Annotated in this window: 26 protein-coding genes; 14 read left to right on the forward strand and 12 right to left on the reverse strand. The window is 46.3% G+C overall.

Going from position 1 to position 24,273, the window contains the following annotated elements:
* Positions 1-3: 3 nt before the first annotated feature.
* Genes OEV79_08125 through OEV79_08150 form a run of 6 tightly spaced genes read left to right on the forward strand, consistent with a single transcriptional unit; the run spans position 4 to position 4,017 of the window.
* Complete coding sequence (locus tag OEV79_08125; protein ID MDH4211401.1) at positions 4-1,272, forward strand: 3-isopropylmalate dehydratase large subunit; 1,269 nt, start codon at positions 4-6, stop codon at positions 1,270-1,272.
* Positions 1,269-1,787 carry a 3-isopropylmalate dehydratase small subunit gene (locus OEV79_08130; GenBank protein ID MDH4211402.1) on the forward strand — a complete coding sequence of 173 codons (519 nt, stop codon included), beginning with the start codon at positions 1,269-1,271 and terminating at the stop codon, positions 1,785-1,787. The genes OEV79_08125 and OEV79_08130 overlap by 4 nt, the downstream gene beginning before the upstream one ends.
* Complete coding sequence (locus tag OEV79_08135; protein MDH4211403.1) at positions 1,788-2,474, forward strand: TrkA family potassium uptake protein; 687 nt, start codon at positions 1,788-1,790, stop codon at positions 2,472-2,474.
* The gene (locus OEV79_08140) at positions 2,471-2,728 is read left to right on the forward strand and encodes a tetratricopeptide repeat protein (GenBank protein ID MDH4211404.1); all 258 of its coding nucleotides are present in this window, start codon (positions 2,471-2,473) and stop codon (positions 2,726-2,728) included. Before OEV79_08135 ends, OEV79_08140 begins: the two co-directional genes overlap by 4 nt.
* Before the next feature lie 11 nt (positions 2,729-2,739).
* Positions 2,740-3,282 (forward strand): DUF366 family protein, encoded by a 543-nt coding sequence (locus tag OEV79_08145; protein ID MDH4211405.1) that lies wholly within the window; start codon positions 2,740-2,742, stop codon positions 3,280-3,282.
* Between the two features lie 51 nt (positions 3,283-3,333).
* Positions 3,334-4,017 carry a 7-carboxy-7-deazaguanine synthase QueE gene (locus OEV79_08150; protein MDH4211406.1) on the forward strand — a complete coding sequence of 228 codons (684 nt, stop codon included), beginning with the start codon at positions 3,334-3,336 and terminating at the stop codon, positions 4,015-4,017.
* Between the two features lie 20 nt (positions 4,018-4,037).
* Here OEV79_08150 and OEV79_08155 read toward each other — a convergent pair whose 3' ends face one another.
* From OEV79_08155 to ispD, 4 genes are read right to left on the reverse strand one after another with little or no spacing between them, the layout of a single operon-like run.
* A complete protein-coding gene (locus OEV79_08155; protein ID MDH4211407.1) occupies positions 4,038-5,342 on the reverse strand; it encodes a hypothetical protein in 1,305 nt (434 codons plus the stop codon).
* 25 nt (positions 5,343-5,367) lie between these two features.
* Entirely contained in the window at positions 5,368-6,717 is a 1,350-nt protein-coding gene (rseP, locus tag OEV79_08160; GenBank protein ID MDH4211408.1) for an RIP metalloprotease RseP, read from the reverse strand.
* Positions 6,681-7,808, reverse strand: coding sequence for a 1-deoxy-D-xylulose-5-phosphate reductoisomerase (gene dxr / locus OEV79_08165; GenBank protein ID MDH4211409.1), 1,128 nt, complete (start codon positions 7,806-7,808; stop codon positions 6,681-6,683). The genes rseP and dxr overlap by 37 nt, the downstream gene beginning before the upstream one ends.
* Complete coding sequence (gene ispD / locus OEV79_08170) at positions 7,805-8,470, reverse strand: 2-C-methyl-D-erythritol 4-phosphate cytidylyltransferase (GenBank protein ID MDH4211410.1); 666 nt, start codon at positions 8,468-8,470, stop codon at positions 7,805-7,807. The genes dxr and ispD overlap by 4 nt, the downstream gene beginning before the upstream one ends.
* Before the next feature lie 184 nt (positions 8,471-8,654).
* Between ispD and OEV79_08175 the strand changes: the two genes are divergently transcribed.
* The 7 genes from OEV79_08175 to OEV79_08205 are packed head-to-tail and all read left to right on the forward strand — an operon-like array spanning position 8,655 to position 15,098.
* Entirely contained in the window at positions 8,655-8,912 is a 258-nt protein-coding gene (locus tag OEV79_08175) for a hypothetical protein (GenBank protein MDH4211411.1), read from the forward strand.
* 10 nt (positions 8,913-8,922) lie between these two features.
* Complete coding sequence (locus OEV79_08180; GenBank protein ID MDH4211412.1) at positions 8,923-9,519, forward strand: LysM peptidoglycan-binding domain-containing protein; 597 nt, start codon at positions 8,923-8,925, stop codon at positions 9,517-9,519.
* Between the two features lie 40 nt (positions 9,520-9,559).
* A complete protein-coding gene (locus OEV79_08185) occupies positions 9,560-10,465 on the forward strand; it encodes a PhoH family protein (protein ID MDH4211413.1) in 906 nt (301 codons plus the stop codon).
* Positions 10,443-12,527 carry an HDIG domain-containing protein gene (locus OEV79_08190; protein ID MDH4211414.1) on the forward strand — a complete coding sequence of 695 codons (2,085 nt, stop codon included), beginning with the start codon at positions 10,443-10,445 and terminating at the stop codon, positions 12,525-12,527. The genes OEV79_08185 and OEV79_08190 overlap by 23 nt, the downstream gene beginning before the upstream one ends.
* Positions 12,528-12,554: 27 nt before the next feature.
* The gene (locus tag OEV79_08195; GenBank protein ID MDH4211415.1) at positions 12,555-12,926 is read left to right on the forward strand and encodes an rRNA maturation RNAse YbeY; all 372 of its coding nucleotides are present in this window, start codon (positions 12,555-12,557) and stop codon (positions 12,924-12,926) included.
* Positions 12,919-14,178, forward strand: a complete 1,260-nt coding sequence (locus OEV79_08200; GenBank protein MDH4211416.1) for a hemolysin family protein — start codon at positions 12,919-12,921, stop codon at positions 14,176-14,178. The genes OEV79_08195 and OEV79_08200 overlap by 8 nt, the downstream gene beginning before the upstream one ends.
* A complete protein-coding gene (locus OEV79_08205) occupies positions 14,175-15,098 on the forward strand; it encodes a CNNM domain-containing protein (GenBank protein ID MDH4211417.1) in 924 nt (307 codons plus the stop codon). Before OEV79_08200 ends, OEV79_08205 begins: the two co-directional genes overlap by 4 nt.
* Before the next feature lie 40 nt (positions 15,099-15,138).
* Here the strand turns inward: OEV79_08205 and OEV79_08210 are convergent, their stop codons facing one another.
* Genes OEV79_08210 through nadB form a run of 5 tightly spaced genes read right to left on the reverse strand, consistent with a single transcriptional unit; the run spans position 15,139 to position 18,042 of the window.
* Positions 15,139-15,390, reverse strand: coding sequence for a hypothetical protein (locus tag OEV79_08210; GenBank protein MDH4211418.1), 252 nt, complete (start codon positions 15,388-15,390; stop codon positions 15,139-15,141).
* Positions 15,387-16,028, reverse strand: coding sequence for a DnaJ domain-containing protein (locus OEV79_08215; GenBank protein MDH4211419.1), 642 nt, complete (start codon positions 16,026-16,028; stop codon positions 15,387-15,389). The genes OEV79_08210 and OEV79_08215 overlap by 4 nt, the downstream gene beginning before the upstream one ends.
* Positions 16,029-16,034: 6 nt before the next feature.
* The gene (locus tag OEV79_08220; GenBank protein ID MDH4211420.1) at positions 16,035-16,211 is read right to left on the reverse strand and encodes a hypothetical protein; all 177 of its coding nucleotides are present in this window, start codon (positions 16,209-16,211) and stop codon (positions 16,035-16,037) included.
* Complete coding sequence (locus tag OEV79_08225) at positions 16,183-16,470, reverse strand: tetratricopeptide repeat protein (GenBank protein ID MDH4211421.1); 288 nt, start codon at positions 16,468-16,470, stop codon at positions 16,183-16,185. The genes OEV79_08220 and OEV79_08225 overlap by 29 nt, the downstream gene beginning before the upstream one ends.
* 36 nt (positions 16,471-16,506) lie before the next feature.
* Positions 16,507-18,042, reverse strand: a complete 1,536-nt coding sequence (gene nadB, locus OEV79_08230) for an L-aspartate oxidase (GenBank protein ID MDH4211422.1) — start codon at positions 18,040-18,042, stop codon at positions 16,507-16,509.
* A gap of 84 nt (positions 18,043-18,126) precedes the next feature.
* Between nadB and ligA the strand changes: the two genes are divergently transcribed.
* Positions 18,127-20,133, forward strand: a complete 2,007-nt coding sequence (ligA, locus tag OEV79_08235) for an NAD-dependent DNA ligase LigA (protein ID MDH4211423.1) — start codon at positions 18,127-18,129, stop codon at positions 20,131-20,133.
* 120 nt (positions 20,134-20,253) lie between these two features.
* Here the strand turns inward: ligA and OEV79_08240 are convergent, their stop codons facing one another.
* Genes OEV79_08240 through OEV79_08250 form a run of 3 tightly spaced genes read right to left on the reverse strand, consistent with a single transcriptional unit; the run spans position 20,254 to position 23,623 of the window.
* Positions 20,254-20,589 carry a hypothetical protein gene (locus OEV79_08240; protein MDH4211424.1) on the reverse strand — a complete coding sequence of 112 codons (336 nt, stop codon included), beginning with the start codon at positions 20,587-20,589 and terminating at the stop codon, positions 20,254-20,256.
* A gap of 32 nt (positions 20,590-20,621) precedes the next feature.
* Complete coding sequence (locus OEV79_08245) at positions 20,622-21,032, reverse strand: hypothetical protein (GenBank protein MDH4211425.1); 411 nt, start codon at positions 21,030-21,032, stop codon at positions 20,622-20,624.
* Positions 21,029-23,623, reverse strand: coding sequence for a valine--tRNA ligase (locus OEV79_08250; GenBank protein MDH4211426.1), 2,595 nt, complete (start codon positions 23,621-23,623; stop codon positions 21,029-21,031). The genes OEV79_08245 and OEV79_08250 overlap by 4 nt, the downstream gene beginning before the upstream one ends.
* Positions 23,624-24,273: the final 650 nt, after the last annotated feature.

Genomic DNA, 24,273 nt, shown 5'->3' on the forward strand with positions numbered 1-24,273 from the left:
GGCATGACACTTGCTGAGAAGATTCTTGCCCGAGCTGCGGGCAGAAAATCAGTGAAGCCGCGGGAAGTAGTTACTGCGAAGATAGATGTGGCAATGTCTCATGAAAACGCCGATGTCGTATTGCGGGCTTTCAGAGAAATCGGTGTTGAAAAGGTATGGAATCCAGATCGCATGGTGATCCTATTCGACCATCGCGTTCCTGCTGAAAGTGAAAAGACCGCAGCGACACACCAGCGGATAAGACAGTTCGTGACCAAACAGCATATAAAGTATTTTTATGATCTGAAAGAAGGCATCTGCCATCAGATACTGCCCGAGCACGGGCATAGCCGCCCAGGTGATGTCATGGTTGGTACTGATTCTCACACGACAACCCATGGAGCGTACGGAACTTTTGCGACCGGCATTGGAGCCACCGAGATGGCGGGGGTGTGGGCGACCGGCGAGCTTTGGTTCATGGTTCCGGAGACGATGATGATAAATGTCACCGGTAAATTCCAGAAGTACGTGTCGGCGAAGGATCTTATACTCAATATCATCGGTAAGATAAGTGCATCTGGCGCTGATTATCGCGCGGTTGAATTTTCCGGAGCGACAATCAGTGACATGAGTCTTGCATCAAGAATGGTTTTGACAAACCTCTCGATGGAGATGGGCGCCAAAGTAGCATTTGTTGCTCCCGATACGAAAACAATTGACTATGTTAGGGATCATACCGAGCAAAAATTCGAACCACTTTTGCCGGACTCTGATGCCGAATATGTTGAGGAGATGAACATCGATGTCTCTTCTTTGACGAGCATGATTGCGTGTCCGCACACCGTGGATAACGTAAAGCCGGTATCTGAAGTTGCCGGCACCAGGATCGATCAGGCACTGATCGGCTCGTGCACCAATGGCCGCCTTGAAGACCTGGCAGCTGCTAGTGAGATTCTTGCTGGTAAAAAGGTCTCACCGGACGTCCGTCTTCTGGTTATCCCTGCTTCTCGGCGAGTTTATCTCGATGCAATGCGAAAAGGTTACCTTGAGATTTTCGTCAAGGCAGGAGGGGTAGTGCTAAACCCGGGCTGCGGCCCTTGTCTTGGTGCCCACCAGGGATTGATGGCTCCAGGTGAAGTATGTATATCAACGACAAACCGTAATTTCAAAGGCAGAATGGGAAGTTCTGAATCATTCATCTACCTGGCATCGCCAGCCACCGTGGCGTCATCGGCGCTGACCGGCGTCATAACTGCACCAGAGGCCTCTCGCAAGGCCCAGAAAGTTGTATGAAGATGATCAGGGGCAAGGTCTATAAGTTTGGCGATGACATCAATACCGACGTCATCTATCCCGGGACATACCTGTCGATTACAACCGACCGACAGGAAATGGCAAAGCATTGTTTTGAAACGGTGTATCCTGATTTCCTGAAAACAGCCAAACCAGGAGAAATAATCGTTGCCGGCAAGAACTTCGGTTGCGGGTCGTCGCGTGAGCAGGCAGCAACGTGCCTGAAATTTTTCGGCATAAGTGCCGTTGTTGCTGATTCTTTTGCGCGGATTTTCTTTCGCAATGCCATCAACCTTGGTCTGCCGGTGATTGTCGCACCCGGGGCGGCGCGCATGGTGGAGCACGGTGATGAAATAGAGGTCGATCTTGAGAAAGGCCTCGTCAGGAATTGTAAGACAGGGAAAACGGTTCAATCGTCGAGACTGCCCGATTTTGTCATGGGAATACTCAGTGATGGAGGACTGATCGCACACCTGCAGAAAAAAATCCGTGGAGGTAAGACAAGAGGAGGATGAATGAGACAATTCGTGGTTATTGGCCTGGGCCGTTTCGGCTCAAGCATTGCTCGCGCTTTGAGCGAGAAGAATTTTGAAGTTCTGGCAATAGACAAGGACGAAGCGCAAGTGAAGGCGATGGAAGGTGTAGTATCGCAGGCAGTTGTTCTTGATGCCACGGATGAAAAATCCCTGCGCGAGTTGGGTGTGCAGGATTTTGATACGGCAATAGTAAGTATGGGTGATACAGTTGAAGACAGCATCATGATCACATTGACATTGAAGGAACTCGGGGTGAGACAGGTCATTGTCAAGGCAAAAAGCGACCTGCACTCAAAGATTCTCAGAAAGGTGGGCGCTGACCGGATAACCATTCCGGAGCGAGAGATGGCCGACCGTCTGGCTCAGAGTCTTGCCAGTCCCAAGATCTTCGATTTCATTGAGGTTTCGGAGACTTATGGCATAGTTGAGATGGTTGCGCCGAAAAAATTTGCCAACAAGACTCTTTCCGAGCTCAAGCTGCGTGATAAGTACAAGGTGAGTGTTGTCGCGATCAAGAGAAAAATTCCATACTCCAAGCCGGACGGTTCAACCGATTTCAAAGAGGAATTCATTGTCGGCCCTGGTGGAGCTGATGAAATCATACCTGGCGATGTCTATATCTTGCTCGGGCGTAATGAAGACATAGACAAGATCAGGAAACTATGAACGACGACTACAGTGATCTGATCGAGCTGGGGGGATTCTACATCTTGAGCCAACGTTATGACGAAGCGATAAAGGTTCTGCGCAAGGCCGAGAAGATTCAGAAGACCGATCCCAAACTCTACTATAACCTGGGTATTGCATATGAGGCACTGAATGAAATAAGTGATGCACGTGATGCATTCAGACTAGTTCTCAAGCTGTCGCCCGATAACAAATCCGCGCAGGAACATCTTGATAAATTGATCGAAGAATGAAGCATCATGTCGTGAAGGAAAGAATCACCTACACGGGTGAGCAGCTCAGGAGCAATTTTGCCTATTCAGTCTTTGGTGTCATCGGTGACTCAATAGTTGCTTTCTGCGGTCCCTGCGATGTAAAGAGGACTGCCATGGTCGATATTGAAGACCTCAAGGCCGGCAACAGGATATACTCGGATAATATGCTCCACTTCATTGTTGAACATCACGATACAGATCTTGAGAAGAGTGTGCTCAGGCAGTTAATGCTTGTAAATATCGTCAAGGATTCCTTGAACCGACAACTCGGTGACCTGGCCGTAAGACGAGTTCATACCGATCTATACGATGATGACTCAAAACTATCTGTGTCGGTTACCACGGTGACACCTCTTTCTACCCTCATACACATGGGTATCAATATATCTTCACAGAACACCCCGGTGAAAACAAAGGGCCTGGCCGATTATGAAGTTGACCCTCTGACCTTTGCCGGTGCAGTCATGCAAGAGTACGTTGAGGAAGTAGATAGGATATACAAGTCACGGTGCAAGGTTAAGTGGGTGGAGTGAGAGTAGTCATCCAATGATCTTGTCGAACAATAGCAGATAGTTATTTTCCCAATGAAGGGTTTTGTCAGAGAAATTTTCTCATCGCTGCAGGGCGAGGGTGTGCAGGTAGGGCAGAGGATGACATTCGTGAGGTTATACGGATGCAATCTTTCATGCGCTTACTGTGACACCCGCGAAGCAAGGGCTAAGAACGGAGAATTATTGTACAAGGGTACTGTTTTCGAAAATCCTGTGACCCCTGATTTTGTTGTCGATAAGATCGAAGACAGATTCGTGGCGATCACGGGTGGCGAACCGTTGCTGCAGAGGGAGTTCCTGCGCGAAATCTGTATTCATCTTAGCGAGTTAAAGAAGTCATTGTACCTGGAAACCAACGGATCGCTGCCTGAGAATCTTGAGGGATTAGTCGATTATTTTGACTCCGTTGCTCTCGATTTCAAGATACCCAGCGCCACTGGACAATCTGCATTATGGGCGGAGCATGAACGTTCCTTGGTATCTGCCGCGAACAAGAGTGTTTTTGTGAAAATCGTGATAACGAACGATATCCAGATGCATGAAATCATGACGGTTTGTGAGATCGTTGCTCGCGTGCGGAAGACTATACCACTCGTCATTCAACCTGTCTTTGGCGATCGCATAGATGGTCTGCTCGATATACAGAAAACAGCCTTACAGGTGCTCGATGACGTCAGGATAATCCCGCAGATCCACAAATATCTTGGACTAAAGTAATGTTGAAATGCCTGTTGATGTTATGGCGGGTATCCAACCTTTTCGAGAAAATTGCTGCGGTACGAAAGATTCGGGATCAGATAAAAGAATATCGTGTTATAAAAACCGAGCCGCGGTGACACAATAATGTTGCGTAGCATTATTGAATCCCACGAGTAAAAGCGATCCCGCAGCCACTCCATTGTTGAATAGAGCGCTTGAGGTGCCATCCCGGGAGTATTCACTACCGGCATCCATTGATCATAGAGCGAGTAGTCTTGCACGATCTGACCTTTTGCCAGGTATTCTTTATATGTCTTTGTGTCGGGTAACGGGGTCTGTACAGCGAGTTCGATTATGTCGACTCTTAGTCTTGTAAGGAATTTCAATAGACGCTGGTAGAACTGGCTGTCTTCTCCCTCGTACCCTAATCTGATCTTGCATCCTGCTGTTATACGGCAGTTATGGATCATTCCTATTTGATACTCTTTTTCTTTTAGATATGATTCATTATCAATGTTGTCGATCAGATCACGCCCCAGCCAGTCTTCTTTCAGATAGATAATGCGCACGCCGTCGTCACGCAATTGATGAAATAACTCCGGCCTTTTGAAAATATCGCTCGTGGTTTGAAATATCCACATTTTTTTGTAGCGCCAGCATTTTTCCAGAAGCCTCATACTATAGCTGATATCATAGAGGAAATCATCATCCAGAACAAATACTGCTTTGCGTTTCGTTTGGGCAATTGCCTCGGTTGCCCTGTTGATATTCCATCGGTCTGCACTTTTGTAAAGAACATTCTCGTAACAGTAGTCTTTGTGTGCCTCCACGCAGTGACAGCCGAAAGATGTTCTTATCTGTGAGAAGAAGGGATTAAAACCGAATTTCATTTCAAATCCCCTGTCGACGTCAAAGTGCCGGATCTTGTCCGACGTGTAGATGTCCTTGAGGTTTTTCTTTCTGAAATCGGTGATTATATTATTCCATACGGCACAGATATCACCGATAACGGTCGATGTGCAATATCCCATGGTTCCGGATGGAAAGAGAGTTGGATATGAACCGTAGCACACTGTAGGTGTTTCACTGCCCCATTTGGAGACGGTCAGGTTTTCCACGTGACGACCGAGATTCAGCGGTACGTGGATTACAACGATATCAGGCGATATGTCAGGCAGGGTCTCAATATGCTCGTCTACATATATGAAATCATGGCTCCTGGCAAGATGTGCAAGGCGCATTGCGTCATAATTTGGTCTTCTGAAGAAGGGACTTCCTCTTAGTGCCTCAAAAGGCGTGTAGCGACGTTGACTCGGTGCGGGATTATAGAAGAGAATCTTCATAAATCTACCGATTTGATGATGTAAATCACCTGGTTATGTCGTTGAATGTGACGAAAATGATAAGGAGCAGGATGATTGCGTAACCTACCTGCTGGATAATCAGGCGCGTCCGGTGGGAGAATCTCCTGTTTCTTAGTGCCTCGATAATGGATATCATAACATGCCCACCATCGAGCGCAGGAATCGGAAAGAGGTTTATCAACCCCAGATTGATCGATATGATCGCTAATAGTCCCAGTAAATTCTCAAAACCCCAGCGCGCCGACTCACCACTCAACTGCGCGATCGCGATAGGTCCACCTATGGAACGCCGAGAAATGCGTCCGATGATCAGTTGATATAGTGTCTTGAGGGTCAACCACAGAACCTCAATGCTTCTCTGCACTGAGAGCGACACAACGTCTATTAAGGGTACGTGCTTGCGCTCTAACGGCATTATCGCACCTATCTGTCCTATCGTGTCGGCGCTAATGGGATCGTAAAATGGTACCGGTGTGATCTGTGCATCTTTGATAACACCATCTTCTTCCCAGACAAAGTACAGCGGAACATTCTTCGAAGGCCGAACTATTTCTATCATTTGATTCCACGAGCTTATGTCTTGGTTATCGATCTGAATGATGCGAACGCCTTCCTTCATGCCTGCCTTTTGGGCCGGACCGTCAAGTTTGAGAGACCCCAGCAGAGGTGGAACGAGCGGCGTGATGCCCAATGAGTCTAATCTTATTACTATATTCTTCTCCAAATACGTTCCGTCGCGCATCAGACCGATTGACACATCTTCACCTTCAAGCTCAATAAGTATTTCTGATGCTTCATCCCAATCACGAACGCGCATACCGGATACAGCGACTATGGAATCGTTCGTCAGCAGACCAGCGTTCTCGGCAACAGTGCCGGGTTCAACTACGACTTTCATATAGGGATTTATCAACATGCCGTATATACCGATTATTGCCGCGAATACGAAGAATGATGAAAAAATATTGAAGAGCGGTCCGCTCAGCACTATGAGCACACGTTGATATATTGGTGCATCATAAAAACCCGCAACCTTATCCTTAACTTCAGTGTGTGTTTTTTCTGTGTGTTCAGTGTCTTTCAGTGTCTTCTGGGAAATTTCACCCTCATCTTCACCGGCGATCTTCACATAACCACCCAAAGGGAAATAGGCGATACGAAAATCGGTTTCGCCGATTTTCTTGCGGATAAGTGGAGGACCGTAGCCGATAGAGAATTTCTCAACGGGTATCTTGAAGAATTTAGCCATCAAGAAGTGTCCGAATTCATGTATTGTTATTGAAAATGCCAGGATGAAGAGAAAGGCGAGCAGCGTAACTAGCATGCTATGCTTTTGACCCTCTCTTTCGCCCACGCTGTAGCCTGCAAGTAATGCTCGAGGTTACCTTGACGGGGTTGATGCTGTTCAACAACTTCCGCAATAATCGACGGTATTTGGTTGAATTTGATTTTATCATCAAGGAACAGTTTAACTGCCTCTTCATTGGCTGAATTGAGTACAGCTGGCATGGTCTTGCCTACTTCGAGCGCCTGATATGCTAACCGCAGACAAGGGAATTTTTTGAAATCTGGCGAAGTAAAGGTGAGTGACCTATTTTGCGTGATATCGAGATAAGTTGTCGGGGACGGCAATCGGTCCGGCGCAGTGAGCGCGTATTGTATAGGCAAACGCATGTCTGGAGTTGATAGTTGGGCCAGTAACGTCCCGTCTTTGAATTGAACGAGCGAATGGCATAGTGCTTCGGGATGTATCACGACCTTTATCATGTGCGCAGGGAAATTGAATAGATGGTAAGCTTCGATAACCTCAAGTCCCTTGTTCATCATTGTTGCGGAATCAACCGTGATTTTTCTGCCCATTTTCCAAACCGGATGATTCAGCACGTCCTTTTTGGTCACATTACGCAACGATCTCTTGAGGAACGGACCACCCGATGCGGTGAGGATAATACTCATGACATCCGCTTTTTTCCTACCTTCGAGGCACTGGTAGATTGCCGAGTGTTCGCTGTCGATGGGGATGATCTTTACACGCGCTTTCCTTGCTTTCTGCATGACAAGATTTCCATAATTCACGAGTATTTCCTTTGTTGCCAGGCACAACTCCATTTTCTTTTCGATCGCACGCATGATGCCTCTGATACCGATAGAACTTGCTAGTGCACAGATAATCTTGTCTGCATCGAGGGTGTCGATCATTTCTGCAATACCGTTTTCGCCAACAAGCAGTTTGACACGGCCGAGTTTCTTCCTGAGGTGTTTCTGTTGCTTATCTTTTATGAGTGTGATGATTTGCGGTTTTAGTAGCGATGCCTGCTCAGATAGTAACCGGTAATTGCCGTATGCAGCAAGTCCGACAACTTTGTATTTCCCGAGGTTATTTATTACCCGTACTGTGTTCCGACCGATCGACCCTGTTGAACCAAGGATTATTACTTTCTTCACGGTAGGCTTCTCTCAACTATTCCCAGGTCTTTGCGGTCCGTGACCTTGATGTTGCCTGGGTGGCCCTGGCATACGTAGACCGATTTGCCCAGTGATTCGAGGATTGCCGATTCATCAGTATATTCGATGCGGAAATCGGCTTGTTTCATGGCTTTTCTAATGGTCTGCAAGTCGTAGAATTGTGGCGTTTGCACAAGAAAAAGGTCTTCACGTGGGATCGTGTCCTGAACGCGACGTTTGACAACTCTCTTGACCGTATCGCTCACTCTGACTGCAAGAATGACCGCTTTGTGTTTGCGGCACATCGCAATGCCCTTTGTTATCATTGATTGTGTGACTAGCGGTCTGACCGCGTCGTGGATGATGACGATGCCCGATTTGCTTCTCAGGGTACGTAACCCGTTGACAACGGAATCTTGCCTCCGCTTGCCGCCGGCCACGACGCTGCTTATCTTGTTCAGGCCGGCATCCCTGATTGTTCTCTTCGTGCTTCTTATCTTCGCTTTTGGCACAACGATGGTGATTGTGTCGACTTTGTCATGCTTCTGAAAAACAGACGCCGCGTAGAAGAAGAGGGGACGGCCGCGGACAAGGAAGAACTGTTTCTTGTCACCGAATCTTCTTCCGGCACCGGCAGCTACTATTATGGCATGAATTCCCATGCCAAATGATAGCCATATATTGGCAAAAGTCAACAGGTGTGGCATGAAAAGTGTTGAAAAACCTGCAAATTAACACATTCATTCACGATTGCATTGCCCTCTGCTTGGGTATTTTTTGGCTATTGACATACTATCAAATATGAATATAGTTTGATATATGACAAGAATGCAGGGAGGAGGTATTATGAAAAAGACACTTGCGTTATTGTTCCTGGCCGTCTTGATTATCGGTTGCGGTCCTAAGATGGCGAAGCAGGAAACGCTCGATGCTTTGGCTGAAGCCCGAGCTGCCCTCGAATCTGCACAATCGAAACTGGCTGGTCTACAGGCTGAAAAAGACGAACTGATGGCAAGGCGTACAGAACTCGAAGCGGACATAGCGGGACTGCAGGCTGAAATCGACGAATTGCAGGCGAAGATCGATGCCCGTTGCGCGAAGTGAGGAGGACAAAATGAAAAAGATACTATCAATCGCACTTGTTCTATGCTTCGTGGTTCCTGTTATGGCTTTTGCCCAAGACAAAATGACTGAAGAGGAAGCACAGGCTGAGCTCTCAAGCGTCATGGCCGAACTCGACCAGGTGAATGCAGATATCGCCGCACTGGAGCCTGAGGTTGCTGAATTGAGGACGTCTGTCTCCAAAATGGAGATGATGTACTCAGGTTTGAGTGAGCAGGTGGCAGAGTTGCGGGAAACATGGAAACGCTGCCAGTGGGGCAGGTATACCGTGATAGAGGGAGATTGGCTCTCGAAGATCGCAAGTATGAGCAAAGTGTATCGCGATGGTTCAAAATGGCCTTGGATACATGAAGCGAACACAGACAAGATCACTGATCCCAATCTTATATACCCGGGCTGGGTACTACTCATCCCAACCCTGGATCAATATACCGTTGGATCCGGGGATTGCCTGTGGCTGATTGCATCATATCTGTCGATATACTCTGATGCAAAAAGATGGCCCGAAATCTACGAGGCAAACAAAGATAAGATCAAAGATCCTGATTTCATTTATCCGAATCAGGAATTTGTGATACCTCATGATTAATATACAAGGGAGGGGTTGAACACTCGCCCCTCCCATTCAAGTGAAAGTATCAATACCAATTTCAGGATGTGATCCAACAACAATATCGGGATTCCAAGACGACTTTCTGAAAGATATACACGCGCGCTACGGTATTGCCGTGTCGATGCGTGACAATTACATCTATCTCAAAGGTAATGAGAAGAATGTTAAAGCAGCGCAGAAGATGATTAGTGATCGTCTGAAGAATATGACAGGAGGGGTGGAACAGACCTCTGAGGCTACCAATAAGCATGAGGGAGGGCAGGGGAATTCTATTCCCACGCCGAAAAGACTCATCAAGGCAAAATCGCCTGGTCAGTCTGTCTATATGGAGACCATTGATAATCATGATATTGTCGTAAGCATTGGACCGGCTGGTACTGGCAAGACATATCTTGCAGTAGCCAAAGCCGTATCATTTCTCATTGAAAAGAAAGTAGAACGTCTGGTGTTGACGCGGCCGGCAGTTGAGGCGGGTGAATCCCTGGGTTTCTTACCTGGAGCTATTGAAGAAAAAGTCGATCCTTACTTGCGCCCGTTGTATGATGCACTCAACGATTTTCTCCCGTACGACCGGATTAGAAGATATCTGGATATAAAGACCATAGAAATTGCGCCTCTCGCTTACATGAGGGGTCGAACTCTTAATGATTCGTTCATCATACTGGATGAGGCACAGAACACCACCGGTATGCAGATGAAGATGTTTCTGACACGGATGGGTTGGCGCTCCAAGGTCGTGGTAACGGGGGATATTACCCAGATTGACCTCCCGCCTAACGTTTTCTCTGGCTTGATCGAAATACAGCACTTGCTTAAGAACATTGATGGTATTGAATTCATATATCTGAACGAAAAAGATGTCGTCAGGCATCACCTTGTGCAAAAGATAATCAAGGCTTATGATATCAAAAGTTCAACCTAAACTACTCTTATTCATAGGGACGATACTTCTGCTGAATGTTATCTTTCCGCCACCTGCCGTACCGCAGAAATATGATATAACCACTGGTGAGATTGCTCCTTATGACATTATCGCGCCGTATGATTTCTACATACCAAAGACTGAACAAGGGTTACAGGAAGAACGCGAAGAGATTGCGCGAAGAATACCGCCGGTCTTCGAACTGGATAATACGGTATTCAGTGGTATATCTGCGGATATTACTCGATTAGCTGTGTTGATAGATTCAGTGCGTGCATTGAACCTAAATAGAGATTCGATGATATCTCTCATTCAGAAGCAGTATGCGTTGAGCAGCGGTGCCATCAGATATTTGATGAGAAGTCCCAGAACCACTCTTGAGCGCCTGCGTAAGGGGCTTTCTGAACTATATGCCAATGGGATAGTGAATCAGAAGACTTCCGCCAACCGGATCATAGCGATAGTGAGCGGTAGCGAAGAGACCCTGGAATCCATGGATCGCCTTTTTACATTGGAAGAAGCAGTCAGTGTGGTCTCACTAAACCAACCATCCGAATACCGCAGTCTCGCATCGTTCTTTGTTACTCCTAATATTACGTTCAACTCAGATAGAACGGATGAACGAATTGACGAAGTATTCGCCAATATCCCCAAGACAAAAGGAAAAATACTGAGAGGCGAAATTGTAGCCGAGAAACACAGACGCGTTGACAGTGAAACCATGGAAAAAATTCTCGCCTTGGAGAGCACATACACATCAATAGGAACCTGGGAGATAATCAAGACTATCCTGTTCCGTAATGTACTTTATTTAGCGCTGCTCTTTCTGATTTTCAAATTCGACCAAACGACAAAGGCCAAACTGCTCGAGTTGAAGAATCTCTATTTTATCTGTCTGCTGTCTGCCGCCTATCTGATGATCGCCAGGTTCACATACGCCACCGATCTGATATATTTGACTCCTGTCGCATTCTTTATTTTTATGTTCGCTTTGTATTTCAATTTTCAGGTGGCGATATTGTTTTCTGCAATATTCGCTACGATATTCGGTGTTGTTCTCAATTCTGTGGGAATTTTCACATTCCTTTTTGTGAGTGGCCTTGTGGCCTCCTTTTCGAGCCAGACAATAGATTCGAGACTAGCATTCTATCGGCCTTTGATATATCTGGCAGTGGCCAATGTGAGTGCGATTCTTTTCATCGACATCTATCTGTCCGACGGTGGCATAAACTTGATACATCTTGGATCGGGTATTCTCAATAGTATCCTCGTAAATTTGAGTTTTGTGCTGTTTTTGCCTCTATTTGAGAGATTATTCGATTTCACGACGGATCTCACGCTACTTGAACTGGGAAATCTCAATTTACCCATCTTCAAGGAAATGGCGATTGAAGCGCCTGGGACATATCATCATTCAATCGTTGTCGGTAACCTCGCCGAGGCAGGAGCCCGGTTCATTGGTGGCGATCCTATTCTCGCCAGGGTTGGTGCTTATTATCATGACATCGGGAAATTGAGAAAACCGGAGTATTTCATTGAAAATCAGATTGGGATACGTAATCCCCATGATACGCTGAAACCGCAAATGAGTGCCCTGGTGATAATTTCTCATGTTAAGGACGGTATCGAGGCCGCGCGCAAGATGAAGCTGCCCAAGAAACTGATCGAAGTGATCGAACAGCATCATGGTACTACAATGATTGAAATGTTCTACAAGATGGCTCTCGCCGAGTCAAAGGATACTGCACAGGATTCCTATCGCTATCCAGGTCCTCGGCCAAAGACCAAGGAGACAGCATTGGTCATGCTCGCGGACAGTGTTGAAGCTGCAGCACGAGGCGAGCATAATATAACGGTTGCCAAGATTCAGAAGATCGTAAAGGAGAATATAGACAAGAAGTTCAACGATGGGCAGTTGGACGACTGCCCAATTAACCGTAGTGATCTTGAACAAATCAAGACCGCTTTCATACCGATCCTTACGGGCGTTTTTCATCCACGTGTCGATTATGAACAGGCTAACAAGCGGGCAGCCGCCGGTGAAGGAAGAAAAGAAAAATAAATATACAATTCCGGCGCAATCCAGCTGATGCGAATAAACATCTATAATACAACGGATCGCCAACGTATCGATAGGCCATCCATTCGCAGATTAGTGAAAAAAGTTCTGAAAGACGAACGAAAAGACCTTCCCGCTGTGAATATTATCATTGCTGATGGAAGATATCTCAGGCGTTTGAATGAAATATTCCTCAATAGAAAGCGAACGACTAACGTTATCTCATTCAATCTCGGGGAAGTCTCAGAAATATACTTATGCGATAAGATGGCCCGGGATTCTTATGAGCTAAACTACTATATTGTGCACGGACTGTTGCATCTTCTTGGTTATGACCACCGCAATAAGCGTGAAGGCGCAGACATGCACAGGAAGTGCGCCGAGTATCTTAGTAATGAATAATCTTCCGGTCAATATTTTGCTCATCTGCATATTTCTATGCTGTAGTGCATTTTTTTCAGGAATGGAAGCCGCGATATTCTCGATATCACGGTTCCGGCTGAAGACTCTTCTTTTCGAAGATAGAAAGGGCGCTCGATCGCTCGAGAGAATAAAGAAGAACCCCGGCAAGACACTCGCGACCATACTTCTTGCCAACCTTCTGGTGAATGTCGGTGCTTCGTCCGTTGGCGCGGTCATACTGCTCCAAACGATTCAACGCTACCATTTTGACACAACAGTTTCTTTCGTCGTTGAGTTCATTCTGATGACGTCCATAATACTTATCTTTGGAGAAATCGCGCCCAAGACCGTTGCTATTTCCAATGCCGAAACTCTTGCGTTGCGTTTCGGTAAGTTCGTTGAATATCTCTCCTGGTTATTCTCTCCGGTTTCTCGTGGTATGGAAGGAGTTATGCATCGCATGCTCGGGCGTCGGATGATCGCAAGACCGGAGACAATTTCTGACAGAGAGATTAAATTGATGCTATCTGAGGCCAAGCGCTTCAAGGTATTGGATGAAGGCGAAGAGGAGTTCGGCTTCCAGATACTCAAATTTGGCAAGATGACCGTAAGCCAAATAGTGACTCCGCGGCAGAAGGTGGTGGGCGTCGAGTCCACGTCAAGTCTTGAACACGCCAGGAAGGTGGTTACTGAAGAGAAACATTCCAGGATATGTGTCTTTGATGAAAAGAGCGAAGTTATTGGTATCCTCTACGCTAAGGATCTCTTTATGCATAGTATACGAAAGCAGCAGCCAGAAACAACCATCAAGGACATGATGCGAGAACTCTACGTGGTCCCCGAAACGAAGCATTTAGACAACTTGCTGGGGGAATTCAGGAAGAAAGGTATCCATATAAGCATCGTCGTAGATGAATTCGGGAATTTCACCGGCATAGTTACACTAGAAGATATTTTAGAGTCTCTTTTTGGGGAGATCATTGATGAGTATGATGAAATCGCAGATCTGCCTTACAAGAAAATTGACGCAAACACTTTTCTATTCGAGGGAGACATCAATATCGGCGATCTTGCGCGCATCCTGCAGGTCGAGCCATTCGCCGATGAAGGCGAGAGGCTCGCGGGGTATATCCTAAACCATTTCGGTGGTATTCCTAGTGAGAAAGCACGAATTCATATATCGGGTCTCGAGTTGACGGTCGAGGAAATTCATGACCGTATCATCGAGAAGGTACTGGTGAGGAAGCTGTGACAGATTTCATTTTGCCGCTCATACTATCCATTAGCATCGGTGTTTTTACAGCAAGCGAAACTGCCCTCGTAAGTATTGAAAGAGTAAAGATACTCAAAGCAAAGTGGGAGAAGAAGAGATGGGCATTACGGCTTGAAAAGTTCATCACTCGTCCCGAAAGATTCTTCTCCACGATTCTGGTTTGCGAGAACTTCATAATTGTTGTTGCATCGACTCTCTACGCAAGATTCTTCGTCGACATAATGGGTAGTAATGGTATCATCGTATCTACGGTCACATTATCCCTCTTCTCTCTACTCTTTGGGCAATTCATACCTAAATCGATTGCCCTCTCTCATCCGGTCAGCACAATGGCTACACTATCTAATGTGATTTATTATATCGAGATCGTGACCTATCCGGTCGTTTGGCTATATGCTAACATGGCAAAGTATGTTGCGATTCTCTTCCGCAGCACAAGTGAATCTCATTCAACCCAGCGTCTTGATATTGTACATGCGATGAGCGAATACGAAGAAGAAGCCAGCAAGCTTGCTTCCCGGCTCTTCAACTTTTCAACAAGAAGAGTTGGTGAAGTCATGATCCCAATGGATGCTGCCTTTATGTGTACACAAGGTTATGAGCTCGACACAATTGTGAAAAGCGAAACCAGGATATTTACGCGGATCCCTGTCTACGTCGGTACACGGAACAATATTATCGGTATATTCAATATCAAGGACTATCTCTATTCAGGCGAAATTACGTTACGTGAACCTTTCTTCGTACGTGCTGATGAAAGGTGCATGACAATATTCCTTGCGATGAAGCAAAAAGGGGAACACATGGCAATCGTCATCGATGGAGAACATCAAGTAGGGATAGTAACACTTGAAGATTTGATCGAAGAGTTGGTTGGTGAAATCAGAGATGAAAAATGAAGTGATTACATTATGGTATAATTCTGTCTCTGCTCCGTTCTCAGGAGCATTTTTTTTCGAATAATTCTTTCAGCTTTGACGGTAGTACAACATCCTTGAGTTCGATGCTGCGCATTTCATGCAGGAATATGTGTTCTTTCGCTTCGGCCGAGAGTCTCTCGTTAATGATGAAGTAGGATTTATCTCTCAATCGGCAATATCCTCCTTTACCGAAAAACCTATCATATTTGACGACGATCGAAAGCTTCTCACAGAGTTCCTCGAAAAGCGCGAGCGTGGGCGTCTTCTTCACTTATTACCTCCGAATAGCTTGGAAATGAAGCCCTTTTTCGATGTACTGAGCCGTACCACACCTAATTTTGCGCGCTTATGTTTTGAGTCCCAGGTAAGTACCTGTTTGTATGAACGAAGGGCTTCTTTTGTCTTACCGACGAATTCAAACGCCAATCCAATGTTGTAATGCATTGTCGGGTTGAATAATTCCTTTTTTAGTGCATGTTCTAGTTTTTTGAACCCGTCGGATTGGTTTCTTTTTGTATATACTTGTGCAAGTCCCAGGTATGAAAGATACAATGGGCGCATGTCATAGCTGTACGCAGTCTTGAGTAGATTGAGGGCAGGCCATGGCTCCCCGTTATTTATGTGCTCTACCGCCCGGTTGAAGAGATTTTGCGCTTGGATTTCCTTTGCTTCGTCTGCATCTGTAGTGTATTTGGTTAGGGATTGGTCGTATTTGGCCCGAAGTTTCTCATCCGATAGAGTTCGGTATGCTGCCGTTACGCGTGAGAATATTTCGTGTGCCTTTTGTTTCTCTCGCGCATCGGCAAAACGATCGGGGTGATATTTCTGCACGAGCCCGAGATAAGCTCTCTTTATCTCCCCGGGAGTTGCGTTCTGCATAATACCCAATATGGAGTAGTAATTATCCATGCCTGGTTAGGTGATATGTATATCCATTATTGGATCGACTTCCTTCGTTTTAACTGGACGAATCGTACCATGCCGCATCTGGAGCATACATATTTTTTCTTCTTGTGATGTGTGCCTCTTTTCTCGATCATTCTTTGCCGGCACCTCGGGCAAATCATTTCTTTTTTTTCTTTGTTTCTTCAAGTTTCTTTTTGACTTCGTTGAGGCGGATTTCAGCATTGCCATGGCCACGATCGATCTTGAGTGTTTTTTCGTATGTTTGCACCGCTTCCGAATACCTTTCGGCGCCCTCATATGCAAGCCCCAGATAATAATACGTCTCTGGGTCGTGAGGGTTTATTCTAAGCGCCTCGCTGAATTTTGTTATTGCTTTTCCATAATCCTTACTTAATAAGTACGCCTGACCTACTTCTAGTAAAACCTCAAATTCTCCTGTTTCCATCCTTTTTCCTATTTAGTTGATGACTCCTTAATAGTGTCATTTGCGGTTGTCATCGATTCTCTTTATTGTATCACTGGAATACTCTCGACGTTTTTCAGGGTGGTCAGTCATGAAGTGCAGACCACGGGATTCTTTACGCTCGAGTGCACTTTCAATGATGAGCTTTGCGATTACGGTCGTGTTGCGCGACTCGGCGTTGATTATGTGGATACCGTCTTCAAAGAGGTCCCTGAATTTCGCTATCATAGATTGTGCCGCACGTAGTGCTTTTTCATTCCTGATCAACCCGACATTTTGGTCCATTATCTCCTTGATTTGAAACATCAGGTTCGGACCGGTCCTGGCACTTTGCTTAATCTGTACCTTTTTTGCCGGGCTGACGTTTTTCATTTCCTTTACCCGTTCTGATGCTCGGCTGGCGAACACCAGTGCTTCGAGCAGGGAATTCGACGCGAGTCGATTCGCCCCGTGCACTCCTGTACAGCTGCATTCACCCAGTGCAAATAATCTGGGTATAGAGGATTCTGCCCATTCATTAACCTGTATCCCGCCACAGAGGTAGTGCGCTGCCGGTACTACAGGGATTGGTTCACGTGTGATGTCGATACCCCAGGAGAGGCAGGTTTCGTAGATTGTAGGGAAGCGATTCTTAATAAAATCCGCCTGGAGGTGGGCTACATCGAGAAGCACGTATTTGGCATTTGTCGCGATCATTTCACTCAAGCATGCGCGGGCGACGACATCACGTGGTGCTAGATTTCCAGCCCTTGCATATTTTTCCATGAACGCGGTCCCGTCTTTTGTTTTCAGTGTCCCTCCTTCGCCACGCACTGCTTCCGAGATGAGAAAGGAGCGTCCGTCGATCTTTATGTTGTATACCGCAGTCGGGTGAAATTGCACGAATTCCATATTTGCTATTTTTGCTCCAGCACGATATGCCATTGCAATACCGTCACCCGTAGCGATCGGGGGATTTGTAGTATGCTGGTATACCTGGCCAATGCCGCCCGTTGCCAAAACCGTCACGTTTGCATATATTATGTCGATCTGACGCGTGTCCGCATCAAGGTAATAGATACCAAGGCAATCGCCGTTCTGGATGAGAAGGTCCAGCGCGATTTCATTTTCGCTTATGGACACGCCAGCTTTCTTGGTTTCCTCGAGCAGCACTCTTTCTATTTCTTGCCCGGTATAGTCCTTCGCATGCACGATGCGTCTTCTGGAATGACCGCCTTCTTGTCCAAGGTCAAAGTTGCCCTGGGGATCCATTGAAAATCGACATCCCATGGACTGGAGTTCTTGCACCAATCCGGGTCCTTCGTGCACCATGGTCGCAACCGCATCCTCATGGCATAAACCCTCGCCTGCCTTCACAGTATCCTCTATATGATACTGCGGAGCATCATCCCTGCCAAATACGGCCGCGATTCCACCTTGCGCATAATTGGTGCTGGAATCTGCTTTTCTTTTTTTTGTGAGGACTGATACTTTGCCATACTTGGCTGCTTTGGTAGCAAAAGTCAACCCGGCAATGCCCGAACCTACGACCAGAAAATCTACCTGCTTAGGCATTACGTAATTCTATACATTCGCACCAAAAAGTCAACAATATTATTCAGAATATTGACTCAAAATGGGCAATTAGTATAATTAAATGTGACGTCACGGCAGGCGAAGAAGAGAATAGAACGTTTACGTAGAGAATTAGATTATCATGACTACCGTTATTATGTGCTCAACCAGCCAGAAATTTCTGATATCGAGTATGATCGTCTCTATAAAGAGCTGGAAGAACTCGAACGAGCACATCCAGAGTATGTGACCCCAGATTCGCCAACCCAGCGCGTTGGCGGTGAACCGCTACGTGAATTCAAGACAGTGGAGCATAGGATCAAGATGCTCAGTCTGGATAATACCTACTCAGAGCAGGAAGTCAGGGATTTTGACAAAAGGATAAGAAAAATAGTAGAGACACCGGTCAAATATGAAACGACATTGAAGATCGATGGCGTGGCAGTAACGCTGAACTATCAGCACGGCAACTTTGTGCGGGGCGCCACACGGGGTGACGGAGTGTATGGTGATGAAATAACACAGAATCTGAGGACGATACGATCGGTCCCGCTCCATCTCTTGACTGAGGCAGCCGATTTGCAGGATATTGAGGTCAGGGGAGAGGTCTATCTGCCGAAGGCATCTTTCAAGGCGTTGAACCGAGAGCGTGAAAAATCCGGTGAACCGCTGTTTGCCAATCCTCGGAATGCCGCTGCCGGTACACTAAAACTGCAGGACCCCCGTGCCGTCGCCGATAGAGGTCTGGATATCTTCATCCATACGGTTCCGGTGTCACCGGGAGCGAATTACAGGTCACACTATGCGGTGCTAAGGCTTTTGCACGAGGCAGGATTTAAGGTCATACCACATGTAGAACTCTGTAGAAGCATTGATGAGGTTTTCGACTACATTGCGTACTGGCGGGACAGGCGAGATAAGCTTGATTATGAGGTGGATGGTCTGGTTATCAAGGTCGATGATTTCCATGCCCGTGAAACAATTGGTTTTACAGCGAAAAGCCCGAAGTGGGCTATTGCCTTCAAATATCCAGCACGACAGGCGATCACTGAATTGACGGATATCCAGCTGCAGGTTGGTCGTACCGGCAGGATAACACCCGTGGCTCTGCTCGATCCGGTTTCTCTGTCAGGATCGACCATATCGCGGGCAACCTTGCACAACGAGGATGAAATAAAACGGCGTGAAATCAAAATTGGCGATCATGTGGTCATCGAGAAGGGTGGCGAGGTGATCCCCAAGGTCGTTGAGGTCGTTAAGGAGAAACGGACAGGCAGGGAGAAGACATTTCGTTTTCCAAGCAGATGCCCGGTCTGCAATCAGAAGATCTATCGCTTGCCAGATGAAGCTGACTGGCGTTGCGTTAATTCCTCTTGCCCGGCTCAAATAAAAGGGAAAATCCTTCATTTCGCGTCTAGGCAAGCCATGGATATAGAAGGGTTGGGGTATGTTCTGGTCAACAAACTCGTAGATGTGGGGCTCGTAAGTGGTTTTGACGATATCTATAGGCTTGATGCAGCTACGGTAGCAGATATCGAACGTATGGGTAAAACCTCTGCTCAGAACCTTATCGCTGGCATTGATCAGAGCAAGAAGCGGCCATTCACGAGCGTTCTGTATGCTCTCGGCATACCAAATATCGGAATCAATGCCTCACACTTGCTCGTGGAGAAATTCACCAATATCAATAGCATAGTAAAAGCTTCGGTTGAAGAATTGATTCAAATTGATGGAATTGGGGAGATACTTGCTACAAGTATAAAAAATTACTTTAGTATTAAGAAGAACGTTGACACGATTAATAATCTCAAGAAATTCGGTCTCAATTTCAGCCTAAAACCTGTAAGAACCACGGAGAGCCTTCTGACCGGCAAGACTTTCGTCTTTTCAGGTGAGCTGAAGTCCATGACCAGGGATGAAGCACAGGAAGTTGTGCGTAAGCTTGGTGGTCATCCATCGTCGAGTGTATCCAAGAAAACAGACTACCTGGTAAAAGGAATAGAACCTGGTTCTAAGTACGACAAGGCTTTGAGACTGGGCGTAAAGATTATTGATGAACAAAAATTTCTGCGAATGACAGAAATTAAGTAACAATCATCGGAACACTCAGGGAAACTTCGTTTTTTCCGTCAATTCTTCCGAGGTTTCCCCTAATTTCTTATTTGAAATGGCAATCTTAAGGGATATGGGTTTACTTACCGACAGGACCTGTTAGAATTTGAACTTATAGCTAACGCTTACCTTATCAATATCAGTTTCCACATCAAAGCCATGCATTTTGGCCCCTACGTAGGCATCTGCTAATGAAAAACCGAAGGTGAACAACCCCCACCAGAGCATGGAGTTGCGTTTTGTATAGTCATCGTCACGATGGTACTTGTAGGCATAATAGCCGATGGCGATTTCAGCAGCTCCAATAACTACGCCGGTTACATAGCGCTCCGTGTAGAATTGCCCGCCGCCAGGAATCACACACAAAAGCATTGCCACGTTAGAATTTTTCTCCGCCGTCGCCAGACCGACAGACATAAGGAGCAATACGATCATGCAGAATAGTGTTTTTCGGTATAAAATGGCAATCACTTGATAAATTTGTATTCAAAGCGTTCGACTGAATCGACTGCAACGTACATGGATAGATTTCGGTACTTGATGTGCTGTTCAGTAAAAAACCTGAGAAGATCACCTGCCCGCGTGAACGCATTTGGCGCGGTCAGGTAGATCTCTACACCTCTATTACGCAGGTCGAACTTCCGTAGAATTTCGACTTCGGCAAACGGTGTAAGCTTGTCGTTGTCAAAAAACCGGTCGGTGGCGAATCGCTCGCGTTCACCTTTGACACCCTGTTCGCCTCTGAGAACGCCCTCCCACATCGAGATTTCCTCGCGTAATTCAGTGACATCTTTCTTGAGCGGGGCATATTTTGTGCGATATGCATAAAAGAGCGCTGCCACCAGCAAAATTGCGATTATCCAACCCAGATATTTCATAATCTCTTCATCGCTTTCTGAATACCTTCCTTTTTCTTCAGGAAGGCTTCAAGACGTTCTCTTTCCCTCTGTTTGGTTGTTTCGTTTGCTTTATTCATGTAATTCGGATTGTTCAAACGGTGCTTGATCTCATCGATCCGTTTTGCGAGAAAATCAATTTCGCTGTCCAGGCGCCCTTTTTCCTTAGCTATGTCGATCCCTGATAGTATAACGTAGCACTCCATATCAGACATGATGATGCTCGCCATCGCTTCTTTGCCCGGTCGAGAATACATGATAGTTTCTGTAAGGGATAATTTCTTTACAATATCTTCATTCCCTTTGAAGAAACCTGTAATATCATCATCCGCATTTATTGTGATATTCAGTTTTTCTTTTGCATTAATATTGAAGATTCCACGGACATTACGGATTTCTTCAATCAGATGGACGAGCCGATCGACATGCTGAGCATCCTTCTTGATGCTGATCTTATCCGGCCAAGTCTCGAGCATGATGCTTTCTTTCTGGAACCCGAATTTCTGATATAACTCTTCGGTGATAAACGGCATGAACGGGTGCAGGGTCACCAGCAATTGCTTCAGTAAATATCTTGCTACAGCGGAAGGTTTCGCCTTCAGGAACTCCAGATACCAATCGCAGAACGTATGCCAGACAAAATCATATATCTCTTTTGTTGTTGCATTGATTTCATAAGTAGCGAAATTTTCTTCAACTTTCGACAGCAGTGTGTTAAAGCGGCCTATAACCCAGGCATCGTACACCGAGATTCGTTCAATATCGAATTCCCCATCGGCTGCAGTGATCGATATCAATCTTGCGGCATTCCACAATTTGTTACAGAATTTCCTGCCCACATCAATAGATTTTTCAGTGAAGAGAACATCCTGCTCTCGCGGTGTTATCAAGAGCAAGCCGAATCTCAGCGCGTCAGCACCATATTTCTCTATGAGTTGTATAGGATCGGGTGAGTTGCCCAGGCTTTTGGACATCTTTCGTCCTTTATCGTCGCGGATCATGACGTGAAATGCGACGTCCGTGAAGGGAACTTGTTTGGTAAATTCCAATCCTGCCATGATCATACGCGCGACCCATAGATATATTATGTCCCAACCGGTAACGAGTGTTTGAGTAGGGTAGAAGCGACGGTAATCCTCGGTATCAGCTGGCCAGCCGAGTGTTGCGAAAGGCCACAACCATGAAGAGAACCACGTATCGAGGACGTCTTCATCCTGGTATATATCTACCGAGCCGCAATTAGAGCAACGGTCAGGTTTTGCTTCGGCAACCGTGATACCTTGCTCTGAATCAGCACTATCAGGGTCGTAGCAGGAATTACAGTAGTATACCGGTATGCGGTGCCCCCACCAGAGCTGCCGTGAAATGCACCAGTCTCTTACATTTTCCATCCAGTAATTGTAAAGGTTCACCCACCTCTGAGGGAAAATGCGTACCCTGCTTTCTTTTACCGCTTTGAGCGCCGGGTCGGCCAGTGGTTTCATTCTAACGAACCATTGTTTTGAGATTCTCGGCTCAATCGCAGTGTCACAGCGCTCGCATTTTGCGAGCGGTAGTTTGTAGTCTTCGATCTTTTCAAGCAAGCCCGAAGCTTTTAACTGTTCGACAATCTTCTTTCTTGCTTCGTAACGGTCCTGTCCGTTGAACTGCCGGGTAAGGGCATTCAGAGTGCCGTCCGGATTCATGATATCAATGAAATCAAGTTTATGCTTCTTCGCCAGCTCAAAATCGAACGGATCATGCGCCGGGGTGACCTTCAGTGCGCCCGTACCGAACTCCGGGTCAACGTATTCATCAGAAATGATGGGTATTTCCCTTTCCATGATCGGTAGGATAGCCCGGCGGCCGATGAATGCTTTATATCGTTTATCACGTGGATTGACGCATACAGCTGTATCCCCAAGCATTGTTTCAGGTCTGGTCGTAGCGACGGTTATGTATTCATCGCTGCTGGCTATCGGATATCTGATAAAGTATAGTTTGCCGGGTTTCTCCTCGGTTTCTACCTGTTCGTCAGAGAGCGCGGTCAGGCACCGCGGGCACCAGTTAATAATATATTCCCCCCGGTAGATCAGACCCTTATTGTACATGTCAACGAATACCTTTATTACTTTCTTAGAGTAATTCTCAGAGAGCGTGAATTGTTCACGAGACCAGTCTAGGGCGTAGCCGGCTCTTTTCAATTGTTCCCGAATAATCTGGGCAGATTCTTCCTTCCATTTCCATACTTCCTCCACGAATTTTTCCCTACCCAGCTCCTCTTTTGTAATACTCCTGCTGCGTAGCTTTTCTTCGACCACTACTTGAGTAGCGATTCCAGCATGGTCCATACCCATCAACCATAAGGTTTCGTGTCCGGTAAGCTTCTTGTATCTTATGAGTATGTCTTGAAGGGAATTATTGAGAACGTGCCCCAGGGTAAGTCGTCCCGTGACATTGGGTAGGGGTATCATGATTGTGTAGGGTGGTTTGTCCGAATTGATATCTGGCGTGAAGAACTTCGATTCTAACCAGAAATCGTATAACTTTTTCTCCATTTCGGCAGGATCATACCGGCTGGGAAATTCTTTCATAGTGTAAATATACACATTTGTGCACGTATGTCAACGTGGGACGGGAATACGATACTTTCGTTAATTCCGTTACTTTCGTTAATCCCGTTGAAGACTGAGATTGCTTCGCCAGAAAACGGCTCGCAATGACACGCGCGCGGTGTCTCCGTCGCGAATTATGCCCACGCCATGTTTCTTCAAATCTTGATTTGATTGGAAATCTGAGCGTGCCAAATCTCTGCTTAGGTGAATCTTTGATTTGCCCCGCTTCCGTTGAGCGGGATTCTCGCAAATTTGGTCTCCAATACCGTTCGACAATTTGCGGAAGCAGCAGAATTCAGTGTCCGAAGGCCGCGAGGGATGAGGGGATCTCCGATTCTCCAGCATGGCGTGTCTTCAGGAGCGCAGCGATATGAATTCAGCGTAAGCATGTCTGCAGCGTGAGCATACTCCAGTCCGTAATACGGACGTGTCTTCAACGATAGGGTGTCTCCAGCAAAGCGGGACATCCCCGGGGACAGGCACCTTACGGAGCCAGTCCCCTTGTTACCAATGTTTTCCTCTATGCGCCATGCGCTATGCCCTTTGCATAATAATCAAGTAGCGCCATTGCTCTATGCATGATGGCCTTTCAGTGTCTCAGTGTGTCCTTTATTTCAGTGTGTTCAGTA

Source organism: candidate division WOR-3 bacterium (assembly GCA_029858255.1).
GTDB lineage: Bacteria > Hydrothermota > Tepidihabitantia > SM23-42 > SM23-42 > SM23-42.